11 protein-coding genes are annotated in these 12,922 nt (G+C 62.0%); 6 read left to right on the plus strand and 5 right to left on the minus strand.

Annotated features, from left to right (window positions below):
* Window positions 1-56: 56 nt before the first annotated feature.
* Window positions 57-1,556: an AMP nucleosidase gene (gene amn, locus CD175_RS28795; protein ID WP_177325105.1), complete on the plus strand. Its 1,500-nt coding sequence runs from the start codon at window positions 57-59 to the stop codon at window positions 1,554-1,556.
* 71 nt (window positions 1,557-1,627) lie between these two features.
* Window positions 1,628-2,266, plus strand: a complete 639-nt coding sequence (locus CD175_RS28800; RefSeq protein WP_104451346.1) for a pseudouridine synthase — start codon at window positions 1,628-1,630, stop codon at window positions 2,264-2,266.
* Here CD175_RS28800 and CD175_RS28805 read toward each other — a convergent pair.
* Together CD175_RS28805 and CD175_RS28810 are read right to left on the minus strand one after the other, a co-directional pair.
* Window positions 2,261-2,470, minus strand: coding sequence for a DUF2788 domain-containing protein (locus CD175_RS28805; protein WP_007975837.1), 210 nt, complete (start codon window positions 2,468-2,470; stop codon window positions 2,261-2,263). The two genes, CD175_RS28800 and CD175_RS28805, sit on opposite strands and share 6 nt — an antisense overlap.
* Window positions 2,471-2,683: 213 nt before the next feature.
* Window positions 2,684-3,163 (minus strand): Lrp/AsnC family transcriptional regulator, encoded by a 480-nt coding sequence (locus CD175_RS28810; protein WP_007937367.1) that lies wholly within the window; start codon window positions 3,161-3,163, stop codon window positions 2,684-2,686.
* Between the two features lie 438 nt (window positions 3,164-3,601).
* Between CD175_RS28810 and CD175_RS28815 the strand changes: the two genes are divergently transcribed.
* Window positions 3,602-4,663: a DUF6515 family protein gene (locus CD175_RS28815; protein WP_104451347.1), complete on the plus strand. Its 1,062-nt coding sequence runs from the start codon at window positions 3,602-3,604 to the stop codon at window positions 4,661-4,663.
* Here CD175_RS28815 and CD175_RS28820 read toward each other — a convergent pair.
* Window positions 4,657-5,553, minus strand: a complete 897-nt coding sequence (locus tag CD175_RS28820; RefSeq protein WP_104451348.1) for a cation diffusion facilitator family transporter — start codon at window positions 5,551-5,553, stop codon at window positions 4,657-4,659. The two genes, CD175_RS28815 and CD175_RS28820, sit on opposite strands and share 7 nt — an antisense overlap.
* 41 nt (window positions 5,554-5,594) lie before the next feature.
* Window positions 5,595-6,014, minus strand: coding sequence for a periplasmic Zn2+ metallochaperone PmcY (locus CD175_RS28825; protein ID WP_104451349.1), 420 nt, complete (start codon window positions 6,012-6,014; stop codon window positions 5,595-5,597).
* 109 nt (window positions 6,015-6,123) lie between these two features.
* Here CD175_RS28825 and hrpB point away from each other — a divergent pair, with 109 nt between their 5' ends.
* Window positions 6,124-8,640 (plus strand): ATP-dependent helicase HrpB, encoded by a 2,517-nt coding sequence (hrpB, locus tag CD175_RS28830; protein ID WP_104451350.1) that lies wholly within the window; start codon window positions 6,124-6,126, stop codon window positions 8,638-8,640.
* 122 nt (window positions 8,641-8,762) lie between these two features.
* On the opposite strand, the gene CD175_RS28835 is transcribed toward hrpB, so the two are convergent.
* A complete protein-coding gene (locus tag CD175_RS28835; protein ID WP_104451351.1) occupies window positions 8,763-9,692 on the minus strand; it encodes a LysR substrate-binding domain-containing protein in 930 nt (309 codons plus the stop codon).
* Window positions 9,693-9,918: 226 nt separating this feature from the next.
* Between CD175_RS28835 and CD175_RS28840 the strand changes: the two genes are divergently transcribed.
* A complete protein-coding gene (locus CD175_RS28840) occupies window positions 9,919-11,409 on the plus strand; it encodes an aldehyde dehydrogenase (RefSeq protein WP_104451352.1) in 1,491 nt (496 codons plus the stop codon).
* A gap of 21 nt (window positions 11,410-11,430) precedes the next feature.
* Complete coding sequence (locus CD175_RS28845; protein WP_007975821.1) at window positions 11,431-12,801, plus strand: aspartate aminotransferase family protein; 1,371 nt, start codon at window positions 11,431-11,433, stop codon at window positions 12,799-12,801.
* The last annotated feature ends 121 nt before the right edge of the window (window positions 12,802-12,922 follow it).

Genomic DNA, 12,922 nt, shown 5'->3' on the forward strand with positions numbered 1-12,922 from the left:
TGCAATGATGCATTGCCAACACACCACTGTTCCCGTGAAGCGACGATGCAGGCAAGATGAAGGTCTGCAAGTCAGAACACAGGATGCTGATCGTGACCGAAGCTTTTATTGTCGTTCAAACCGCCGAGCAAGCCGTGGATCGGCTCGCACTCTTGCACAATCGTGCAACCACCGCGCTGAGTCAGGCGCTCAAGCGTTACCTCAAGGACCGCGTCGAGCCTGATGCCGAGCAGCGGGCGTTGTTCCGTTATCCCGAGCTGCGCCTGACCTACCTTTGCCAGGGCGAAGTCCCGCAGACCACGCGTGCCTATGCCAAGGTCCAGCTGCCGGGCACCTACAGCGTCACCGTCACCCATCCGTCGGCTTTCCGTAAGTACCTGCTGGAACAGCTGGTTCCGTTGATGCACGACTTCACCGTGACGGTGGAAGTCGGTGTCAGCCAGCAGAACATCCCGTATCCGTATGTGGTCGAGCAGGGCGATGAGCTGGGAGGTTCCGGCGTCACCGCCGCCGTGCTGGCGCGGGTATTCCCGAGTACCGACCTGTCGGCCGCGACCGACGGCATTGCCGACGGTTTGTACGACTGGGAAAACACCGATCCGCTGCCGCTGGCCCTTTTCGATGCCGCACGGGTGGATTTCTCCCTGCGCCGACTGGTGCATTACACCGGCAGCGACTGGCGCCATGTGCAGCCGTGGATTCTGCTGACCAACTACCACCGCTATGTCGACCAGTTCATTGTCCACGGCTTGGAACAATTACGCCAAGACCCGCGCTTCGTGCGCATGGTGCTGCCGGGTAACGTGATCATCGAAAAGAGCATGGATCACGGTGAAGCGTCGGCGATTGCCGCTGGCGTGGTCTGGCACCGTTACCAGATGCCGGCCTATCACCTGATCGCCAGTGACGGCCACGGCGTGACCCTGGTCAACATCGGTGTCGGCCCGTCCAACGCCAAGAACATCACCGACCACCTCGCCGTCCTGCGCCCGCATTGCTGGCTGATGATCGGCCACTGCGGCGGCCTGCGTCAGTCGCAGACGATTGGCGACTACGTGCTGGCCCACGCCTACATGCGCCGCGACGGCATTCTCGACCGGGTCGTGCCGCCGAATATTCCGATTCCGGCCCTGGCCGAAGTGCAGATGGCGCTTCAGCAGGCGGCGGCCAACATCACCGGCGAGAAGGGCGACGAACTGAAAAAACGCCTGCGCACCGGCACCGTGCTGACCTACGACGACCGTAACTGGGAGCTGCGTTGGGCCCAGGAACGGCCGCTGATCAACCTGTCCCGCGCCGTGGCGGTGGACATGGAAAGTGGCACCATCGCCGCCCAGGGTTATCGTTTGCGGGTGCCCTACGGCACGTTGCTCTGCGTCTCGGACAAACCGCTGCACAGCGAAATCAAGTTGCCGGGCTCGGCCAACGCCTTCTATGAGCGCGCGGTCAGCCAGCACTTGAAGATCGGTATCGAGGCGGTGGATCTGTTGCGTACCGAACTCAACTCACTGCACTCGCGCAAACTGCGCAGCTTCGACGAGCCGCCGTTCCGCTAACGGTTGTCGTGGTCATTTGACGGTTGGGGCACTAGCATTAGCAGCCCTGACCGTTAGATGTTTCCTTTCTCATGTCTCGTCCTCCTCAACGTCCCGTTTCCCGCCGCCCTGGCACGAAATCGTCGCCTGCAGCCCCGCGCCGTGTCGCCAAGGCACCACCGGCCGAGCCGAAGCTGATCCTGTTCAACAAACCCTTCGATGTGCTGACACAGTTCAGTGACGGCGAAGGGCGCGCGACGCTCAAGGACTACATCGATGTACCGGGGATCTATCCGGCCGGACGGCTGGATCGCGACAGCGAAGGCTTGTTGCTGCTGACCAACGACGGCCAGCTTCAGGCGCGAATCGCCGACCCGAAGCACAAGCTGGCCAAGACCTATTGGGTGCAGGTCGAGGGCGAGCCGGGCGCGGAGCAATTGCAGCGCCTGCGTGACGGCGTCGAATTGAATGACGGCATGACCTTGCCCGCCGAGGCGCGGCAACTGGACGAGCCCGAGCTATGGCCGCGCAATCCGCCGGTGCGCTTTCGCAAAAGCGTGCCGACCAGTTGGCTGGAGTTGGTGATTCGCGAAGGGCGTAACCGACAGGTGCGGCGCATGACTGCTGCGGTCGGTTTGCCGACCTTGCGTCTGGTGCGGGTCAGAATCGGTGACTGGACGATCGAAGGGCTCGATCAGGGCCAGTGGAAAGAAGTACCGGCGCGCTTATAAGGCGCCGGATTCAATCAGGCCGATCACCACGCTCTTGATGATAAACGCGGCCACGCCCAGGCCCAGCACGAAAAACAGGATGAAAGAGCCAAAGCGCCCGGCCTTGGACTTCTTCGCCAGATCCCAGACGATGAAACCCATGAAAATGATCAGGATCGTGACCAGGCCGGTCATCATCCACTCTTCAAAGACTGCAGGATCCATCGAACATCTCCAGCGGGGGCGAGGCTAAAAGGGCGCGAAGATTATACGCCTCGCTGGCTGCGTGCAGTATTGACCTGCGTCGGTGTGTCGCAGTCATTCGTCGCCTGTGCTGGCCCCATCGCTGGCAAGCCAGCTCCTACAAGGTTTTGTGTTGACCTCAATAATGTGACCGACTCAAAACCTGTAGGAGCTGGCTTGCCAGCGATGGCGTCATTAGCTACGCAGATGAGTCAAAGGCAGCTCAGTGCTGTTCAAAACCTGGTTCAACACAAAACTCGAACGCACGCTGGTCACGCCTTCAATCCGGGTCAGATGCCCGAGCAGCAGTTTCTGGTAGTGATCCATATCCGGCACTACGACCTTGAGTTGATAGTCGGCATCCATCCCGGTCACCAGGCTGCATTCGAGCACTTGGGGCAAGGTGCGAATGGCCGCTTCGAAGTTCTCGAAACGTTCCGGCGTATGACGGTCCATACCGATCAGCACGTAGGCCGTCAGGCTCAGGCCGAGCATTTTGCGGTCGAGCAGGGCGACCTGACGGGAAATGTAGCCGTCGTCTTCCAGTTGCTTGACCCGCCGTGAGCACGGCGAAGGCGACAGACCGATGCGTTCGGCCAACTCCTGGTTGGAGATGCGTGCGTCGCGCTGCAATTCCGCCAAAATACTCAGGTCGTAACGGTCGAGCTTGCTCATCAATCAGTCCTTCGTCGTAACTATTGCGGCAGATTATGTATCCGGGGTTAAAAATTGCGCAAGTGATGTTTAATTCAGCAATCTTCGCAATCCTCTGTCGGCGCTCACGGCCTATTCTTATCACCAGAATCACTGCTCGGACAAACAGTCCAGTGCGGCTCGCCCAATCAGGCCCGCCGCGGTCGCCACCCCCACCGGGGATGTGCCGGCCCCCGAGCTACACACTGTCCAGAAGACGGCGTGAGGTGAGCCGGCGCCACAAGCGTTGAGCCAGGACGAAGTTCTCCAAGGGGAGGCCGACGGGTCTCCCCTTTTTCTTGCGTGGATTTTGACTCTCCTGGCCTCAATAAATAAGTTGCGTGACTGATAACCTGTCGCAGAACCGGCCACTGCTTTCCCAGTCTTACGTACAGGCCCTAACCCGCAATGAGGATTAGCATGAAATCGCGCATCTGGCGTTTGGCCGGTGTTGGTTTGCTGTGTGTCAGTGTCACTGCGCAAACGCTGGCCGATGAGCAGCAAAACCGTGGCCATGATGGCGGGCAGCACGGCCAGGATGGGCATCAGGGTGGTAACCAGGGTGGTAGTCAGGGCCATGGTGGCAACAACCAGCCACGCCCGCAGAACAGCCCGCAGCAGAACCAGCCGCGTGCGCAGAACAACGACAACCGCCAGTACGAGCACAACGGCCAGAATCAACATCAGAACAATAGCCAGAGGCAGCCCCCTCCCGCGCCGGATTTCAACAGCCCGGTTCGCTCACCACCGCCACCGCCGCAGGCACCGGCCACTGACATGCCGATCCAGCCGCGCCCGGACACCGTGCGCCAGACCCAGCCACCGCAGCGCCATGACTACCAGGATCAGCCGCATCGCAACGATTACAATCAGCGCTGGAAGGGCTATATCGGTGCGCCGACCAATGACAATCACTGGGATGGACGCCCGAGCGGACACGGTAACGGCTGGGGGCCAGGTCCCAGGTATCGCCCCGGCCAGCTGATCGACCGCTTCCCCGATCGTAACTTCCGCGTGCCTTACCGTGGCATGGATTACTACTATTCCGGTGGCTACTGGTATCGCCCGCTGGGTCCGCGTTATGAGGTGGTAGAGCCGCCACGCGGGATTCGCGTCAGCTACCTTCCTGATTATGCCGAGCAGGTGTGGATCGGCGGGGCGCTGCTGTTCCTCGCGGCCGGTTCGTATTACGCCTATGAGGAGAGCACCCGGGATTACGTTGTGGTCGAGCCGTCGGCTGGCCAGCCGCAGTCGCCACCACCGGCCGCCAGCAATGGATATGACGTGGAGGCGTACCCGGCCAACGGCCAGTCGCCGGAGCAGGTCAGTCGCGATGGCTACGAGTGTTATCAATACGCGGTGCAGCAGAGTGGTTTCGATCCACGCACCGCCACTTACCAGCCAGACCCGTCGGTGGTGCAAGCCTACCGACAGGCCCAGGGCAGTTGCCTGAGCAGTCGTGGTTATCAGGTGAACTACTGAGCCCGAGCGGTTTTCACCACTGCCTGCGGGTCGGCGTGCACCAGCACTTCAGCTCGCGGGTAGGCGGTGTGAATGGCTGCGGCAGCCTGATCGCTGATGCCATGGGCGACTGACAGCGTCAATTCCCCCGGCAGCTCCAGATGCAATTGCACAAACCACTGGTTGCCGGAGATCCGCGTGCGCAGGTCATGGGCACCCAGCACGCCGGGCACGCTGCACGCCAATTCCAGCATGTGCTGGCTGACCTCCGGCGGCAGTTCTTCATCCATCAACACCGCAAAGCTCTCCCGGGCGATCTGCACGGCGCTCCACAGAATGTAGGCGGCGATTCCCAGACCGAACCAGGGGTCGACCTGATGCAGTCCAAACCCGGCCAGCACCAGCGCGATCAGAATGCTGCCGTTGAGCAGCAGGTCCGAGCGGTAGTGCAGGGAATCGGCGCGCACCGCGTTGGAACCGGTGGCCTTGACCACCCGCTGTTGAAACATCAACAACGCCAGGGTCAGTACGAGGGACAACACAATCACGCCGATACTGATCCACGGTGCGCCGACCGGTTCGGGATGTTTGAGCCGATCATAGGCCTGCAACGCAATCAGTACCGCACTGCCGCCAATGAACAACGCCTGGGCCATGCCCGCCAATGACTCGGCCTTGCCGTGCCCGTAGCGATGATCATTGTCGGCGGGGCGCAGGGCGTAATGCACCGCCAGCAGGTTGAGCAATGAGGTGACGCCGTCGAGTGTCGAGTCGGTGAGCCCGGCGAGCATGCTCACCGAGCCGCTCAGCCACCAGGCGATGGCTTTGGCGATGATCAACGTGCACGCCACCGCCACCGAGGCACGGGTCGCCAGCCGCAGCAGGCGGGCGTGTTCGGAGCTGGAAATCATAGTGGCCATCGTTCCTTGAAGAGTCCTTTCGCTTGCAGGGATTACGCGGCCGGTTGCAGGCCGAACATCGCCAGTTGCTGGGTGCTGCCCTTGCTCTGGATCAGGCGTGGATCGTCCAGCGGGAAGCTGCGGCCCAGCTCGCTTTCCAGAATAGTCTGCAACTTGCGGTTATCGACCTGGCCGTCGGGGCCGATGGCGTTCTTGAGTTTTTGCGGATCGACCTGGGCGGTCTTGCCCGGCTCGAAATAAATCGCGCCGGTGGCAAAGTCCACGGCAAACGCGATCAGGCCGGGGATGATGTAGAACAGCAGGCCCACGGCATCGAGCGCGGCGATGGCCGGGTCGATCTTGCCTTCGATCTGGCCACGGCGGTCGGGGTAGAAAATCGACCCGCAGGCGGTCACTTGAGTCAGCAAGGTTGCGACCAGAACACCGCCAATCAGGCGAAAGGGAGCACGCATATGAAATCTCCTGGGTAATCTCGAAACGAAACGTCGTCGGTATGAATTAAGACCCTGACGAACGCCTTGCAGTTCGCCGTTATACTCGGCCCTCTGTTTTGGAGCCAGCATGATTTCTTTGCCAATCGATGAAGTTTTACCCGCCCTGCGTGAAGCCCTCGCTACACGCCACGAAGCCGTGCTCGAAGCACCGCCCGGCGCCGGTAAAACCACCCGCGTGCCTTTGGCCCTGCTCAATGAGCCGTGGCTCGCTGGGCAGACCATCCTGATGCTCGAACCCCGCCGGCTGGCCGCACGCGCAGCGGCGGAACGGCTGGCCAGTGAGCTGGGGGAAAAGGTCGGTGAAACCGTGGGCTATCGCATTCGCCTCGACAGTAAGGTCGGCCCCAATACCCGAATCGAAGTGGTCACCGAAGGCATCCTCACCCGGCGCCTGCAGGATGACCCTGCGCTGGAAGGCGTAGGCCTGCTGATCTTCGACGAATTCCACGAGCGTAGCCTCGATGCTGACCTGGCCTTGGCCCTGAGCCTCAATGGTCGCGAACTGTTCCGTGACGACCAGCCGCTGAAAATCCTCTTGATGTCCGCCACGCTTGAAGGCGAACGCTTGGCCGGGTTGCTCGACGACGCGCCGATCCTGCGCAGCGAAGGGCGCATGTACCCGGTGGCGATGCGCTGGGGCCGGCCGTTCCAGGCCGGTGAATTCATCGAGCCGCGCCTGGTGCAGACCATCCTCGAAGCTTTGAACGACGAGACTGGCAGCGTGCTGGTGTTCCTGCCGGGGCAAGCGGAAATCCGCCGCGTGCATCAGCAATTGGCCGATGCCTTGGGTGACAATCCACAGGTTCTGCTGTGTCCGTTGCACGGTGAACTTGACCTGACGGCGCAACGGGCGGCGATCGATCCGGCGCCGCCGGGCAAGCGCAAAGTGGTGCTGGCCACCAATATCGCCGAAACCAGTTTGACCATCGACGGCGTGCGCGTGGTGATCGATGCCGGGCTGGCGCGGGTGCCGCGTTTCGACCCGGGCAGCGGCATGACGCGTCTCGACACCCAGCGCATTTCCAAGGCCAGTGCGACCCAGCGCGCGGGCCGGGCCGGGCGTCTGGAACCGGGTGTTTGTTATCGCCTGTGGTCCCAGGACCAGCACGAGCAACTGGCGGCTTATGGCAGTGCGGAAATCCTCTCGGCGGATCTTGCCGGGCTGGCCTTGCAGTTGGGGCGTTGGGGTGTGACACCCGGGCAACTGGTGTGGCTTGATGTGCCACCGGCCGCCGCTTATGCACAGGCCCAGGATCTGCTCGAACGCCTGGGCGCACTGGACGGCGAAGCGCTGACCCGTCACGGTCAGGCCATGGCCGAACTGCCGGCCCATCCGCGTATCGCGCATTTGCTGTTGCGCGGCCAGGCACTGGGTCTGGCGGAAATGGCGTGCGACGTCGCCGCACTGCTCGGCGAACGCGATATCTTGCGTGGCGCCGGGGCGGACTTGCACAGCCGACTGGTATTGCTGTCTGGCGAAGAGCGCGCCGCACGTGGCGCGCAGGGGGGCGTGCAACGCGCACGGCAACTGGCGCGACAATACCGTGGTTACTTGCGCGGCAAAGCCTCTGAGCCGGTCAGCGATCCGGATCACCCGCGCTGGCTCGGTGCGTTGCTGGCGCTGGCCTATCCCGACCGCGTCGCCCAGCAACGGCGCGCCGGTGGCGCGGAGTATCGCTTGGCCAACGGCCGTGCCGCGCTGTTCGCCGAGGCCGATAGCCTGATGAAGCAGCCGTGGCTGGTGATCGCCGATCTGGGCAGTCGCCAGGGGCAACGCGAAGAGCGGATTTATCTGGCGACGGATTTCGATCCGGCGCTGTTCGACTCAGTGCTGGCCGAGCAGGTGCGTTGCGTCGATCAACTGGATTGGGATGAGCGCGAAGGTGTGCTGCGGGCCGAGCGTCAGCGCAAGGTTGGCGAATTGATCCTCAGCCGGGAACCGCTCACCGGCCTCGACGAAAGCGCCCGCAGCCAGGCGCTGGTGAATCTGGTGCGGCGCAAAGGCCTGGAGCTGTTGCCATGGACCCCGGAGCTGCGTCAGTGGCAGGCACGAGTGGCGTTGTTGCGGCAACTGGACCTCACCGGCAAAGGCGAGAGCGAATGGCCGGACGTCAGCGATGCAGCGTTGCTCAAAGGCCTGGAACACTGGCTGATGCCGTATCTGGGTAAGGTGTCGCGGCTCAGTCACTTCGCCAATCTGGACCTGTCGAGCATCGTCCACAACCTGCTGCCGTGGCCGCTGCCGCAGCGGCTGGACGAGTTGGCGCCGCATCATTTGAGCGTGCCGTCGGGCTCGTCGATTCGCCTGGACTACAGCGAACAGCCGCCGATTCTGGCGGTGCGACTGCAGGAGTTGTTCGGCCTGGCCGAAACCCCGCGCATCGCCGGAGGGCGGCAAGTGGTCAAGCTGCACTTGCTGTCCCCGGCGCGGCGGCCGGTGCAGGTGACGCAGGACCTGGCGAACTTCTGGCGCAGCACCTATGCCGAAGTGAAGAAGGATTTGAAGGGACGTTATCCGAAGCATTACTGGCCGGATGATCCGCTGGTGGCTGAAGCGACTGCGCGGATCAAGCCGCGTAAATAATTCAAAGGTGCCCGGCGCCGATAGCACACTGCACACATTCCCCTGTAGGAGCTGGCTTGCCAGCGATGGCGGCATCAAGGCCAATACAAGTCTCAAGGGCCCCATCGCTGGCAAGCCAGCTCCTACAGGGGTGGGTGTGATCTTTCGGATTTCGCAGTGAGTTGTTCGCGGCAATAGTCGGCAAACAACTGCGCCGGTTTGGTCAGTTGCCCGCGCTTGAGCCAGGCCGCCACCAGCCCGGAGCCGGTGACGTCTTCGGCGATGTCGACGCACACCACTTTCTGCCCGTCGTAGGTGCACTCCGAATGCGGCTTGGTCACCAGGATCGAGAAACCAAAACCTTGTCCGACCATGCCGCGCACCATCTCGATCGATGGCGAGCTGAAGGCAATGCGCGGGGTCAGGTCCAGCTCTTCGAACAGGCTGACGAAATAGGTCCGGCTCGGCTGCACGTCCAAAAGAATCATCGGCTCCAGGCACAGGTCCCGCAGCGAGACTTGTGCCTGCTGGGCAAAACGGTGATCGGCCGGCAGCAGCGCATAAGGCCGTTGCGCCGGCATCAAGGGTTCGGTTGCGATGGTGCCGTCGAGATCGTGCTCATAGAGGATCGCCAGATCGAAGGCGCCGGAGGTCAGGCCCTGCACCAGTTCTTGCTGCTCGCCGTCGCGGATGCGGATTTCCACCCCCGGGTACAACGCCGAAAACCCGGCGATCAATTGCGGCAGGTACAGCGGCGCGACGGTTTCGAAGCAGCCGATATCGATCTGCCCGGACACTACATCGTTGTCGGCCAGGGCGTTCTGCTCGAACTCCTTGGCCATGCGCAGCAGTTCCTGGGCCTTGCGGTAGAAGCGTGCACCGCTGGGCGTCAATGACACGCCCTGGGCGTGATGGCGAATCAGCAGTTGCACGCCGAAGCTGTCTTCCAGCCCTTTGATGGCCGTGGAGATCGACGGCTGGGCGATGTACAGCTTGCGCGAGGCCTCGGCGACGCTGCCGCACTCGACGGTGGTGATGAAGTATTTCAGTTGACGCAGATTGTAGGCAGCCACAGCAAACCTCGGGGGAGAACGAATCAGGCATCCAGGCAATTTGCGCGCCACCCCTATCCGCTCGGGTAGCGATTTGTTGTGGTTGAACAATAACCACATGCTGCGCCAGAAGGGAGATTGGCTACGTAGTTTTTTCTTGGCCTGCGAACACATTTTTACTGGTTTTCCACCGCTCGGGCCTGAGCGACTATCCAATACACAAGAATGTCCTCTGGAGCATCCGAACGTGTTCGAGCTTGAGTATTGGCAACGCAAAGCCGCTTCCCTGCGGTTTCCCGACCAGGCCGTGATCGATGGTCAGCGCCGAGCGGCGCAATCGGGGCAGACTTTCGCCGCGATCAACCCCGCCACCGGGCAATGCCTGGCCAATGTCACGGCCTGTGGCGAGGAAGATGTGAACGCGGCGGTGCGCAATGCGCGGCAAGTGTTTGAAGCCGGCACCTGGTCGGCACGTTCGCCGACCGAACGTAAACAAGTGCTATTGCGCCTGGCCGAGTTGATCCTCGAAAACCGTGAAGAACTGGCGCTGCTCGATTCGCTGAACATGGGCAAGCCCGTCACGGATGCCTACAACATCGATGTGCCGGGTGCTGCCGGGGTGTTCCGCTGGTACGCCGAGAGCCTCGACAAACTCTACGATCAGGTCGCACCGAGTGCGCAGAACGTGCTGGCGACCATCACCCGCGAAGCCCTCGGCGTGGTGGCTGCCGTGGTGCCGTGGAATTTTCCGCTGGACATGGCCGCGTGGAAACTCGCCCCGGCCCTGGCCGCGGGTAACTCGGTGATTCTCAAACCGGCCGAGCAGTCGCCGTTTTCGGCCTTGCGTCTGGCGGAGCTGGCGCTTGAAGCCGGTGTGCCTGCGGGTGTGTTGAACGTGCTGCCGGGCCTGGGCGAGCAAACCGGCAAGGCCCTCGGCCTGCACCCGGACGTCGATTGCCTGGTGTTCACCGGCTCCACCGAAGTCGGCAAATATTTCATGCAGTACTCGGCCCAGTCGAACCTGAAACAGGTGTGGCTGGAGTGCGGCGGCAAGAGCGCCAACCTGGTGTTTGCCGATTGTCAGGATCTGGACCTGGCTGCCGAAAAAGCCGCGTTCGGCATCTTCTTCAATCAGGGCGAAGTCTGCTCGGCCAACTCGCGGTTACTGGTACAGCGCTCGATTCATGACGCGTTCGTCGAACGCCTCAAGGCCCAGGCTGAACGCTGGTTGCCGGGCGATCCGCTGGACCCGTCGAGCGCTGCCGGGGCTATCGTCGACAGCCGTCAGACCGCGCGCATCATGAAGTTCATCCAGCAGGCCGAGCAGCAAGGTGCGACCAAGGTTTGTGGTGGTCGGCAGTCGATCTTCAATGGCTCCGACAACTTCATCCAGCCGACGATCTTTACCGGCGTGACGCCGGACATGCCGCTGTTTCGCGACGAAGTATTCGGCCCGGTTCTGGCCGTCACCGCGTTCGACGACGAGGCCCATGCATTGCAATTGGCCAACGACAGCGTCTACGGTCTGGCGGCTTCGCTGTGGACCGATGACCTCAACCGTGCCCACCGCGTGGCGCGACAATTGCGAGCGGGCACAGTGTCGGTCAACAGCGTCGATGCACTGGACGTGACCGTACCTTTTGGCGGCGGCAAGCAGTCCGGTTTCGGCCGCGACCTGTCCCTGCATTCATTCGATAAATACACCCAGTTGAAGACCACCTGGTTTCAATTGCGCTGATAACAAAACGGAGAACAGGCGATGACCACACCACGTGAAACCCGCGACTACCAGGCCGCCGACGCTGCGCACCACATCCATGCGTTCGTCGATCAGAAAGCCCTCAACGACGAGGGGCCACGGGTGATGGTCCGTGGCGAGCGCCTGCACCTGTGGGACAACGATGGCCGCCGTTACCTCGACGGCATGTCCGGGCTGTGGTGCACCAACCTCGGTTATGGACGCAAGGACCTGGCGGCTGCGGCGAGCCAGCAACTGGAGCAGCTGCCGTACTACAACATGTTTTTCCACACCACCCACCCGCAAGTGATCGAGTTGTCCGAGCTGTTGTTCAGCCTGCTGCCGGGGCATTACAGCCACGCGATCTACACCAACTCCGGTTCCGAGGCCAACGAGGTGTTGATCCGCACGGTACGGCGTTACTGGCAGGTGCTCGGCAAGCCCGAGAAGAAAATCATGATCGGCCGCTGGAACGGCTACCACGGTTCGACCCTGGCCGCGACGGCGCTGGGCGGCATGAAATTCATGCACGAAATGGGCGGCATGATTCCGGACATCGAACACATCGACGAGCCGTACTTCTTCGCTCACGAAGGCAACCTGACGCCGGCCGAATTCGGTCTGCGCGCGGCACAGCAACTGGAAGCGAAGATTCTCGAACTGGGTGCGGACAAGGTCGCAGGCTTCATCGCCGAACCCTTCCAGGGGGCCGGCGGGATGATCTTCCCGCCGGAAAGCTACTGGCCGGAAATCCAGCGCATCTGCCGCAAGTACGATGTGCTGCTGTGCGCCGATGAAGTGATCGGCGGCTTCGGTCGTACCGGCGAATGGTTCGCCCACGAGTACTTCGGTTTCGAGCCGGACACTCTGTCCATCGCCAAGGGCCTGACCTCGGGCTACATCCCCATGGGCGGCTTGATCCTGTCGAAGAAAATGGCCTCGGTGCTGGTGGAGCAGGGCGGTGTGTTTGCCCACGGCCTGACCTATTCCGGGCACCCAGTGGCGGCGGCGGTGGCGATTGCCAACCTCAAGGCCCTACGCGATGAAGGCGTGGTGACGCGGGTCAAGGACGACATCGGCCCGTACCTGCAACAGTGCCTGCGCGAAGTGTTCGGCAAGCACCCGTTGGTGGGCGATATCCAGGGCACCGGCATGGTTGCGGCGCTGCAACTGGCCGAAGACAAATCCACGCGCAAGCGCTTCGCCAATGAGAACGACATCGCCTGGCGCTGCCGTACGATTGGCTTCGAGGAAGGGGTGATCATTCGTTCGACATTGGGCCGGATGATCATGGCGCCGGCGTTGATTGCCAGCCGAGAAGAGATTGACGAACTGATCGCCAAGACCTTGAAAGCGGTGGATCGAACGGCGCAGGAATACGGCCGGCTCTGACATCACCTGAAGGTCCTGCGGACCTTATTCGCGAGCAGGCTCGCTCCCACATTGGATTTGTGTCGATCTCAGTAATAGGGTCGGCATAGACCCCCTGTGGGAGCGAGCCTGCTCGCGAATG

This window comes from Pseudomonas laurylsulfatiphila, assembly GCF_002934665.1.
In the GTDB taxonomy this organism is placed as follows: domain Bacteria; phylum Pseudomonadota; class Gammaproteobacteria; order Pseudomonadales; family Pseudomonadaceae; genus Aquipseudomonas; species Aquipseudomonas laurylsulfatiphila.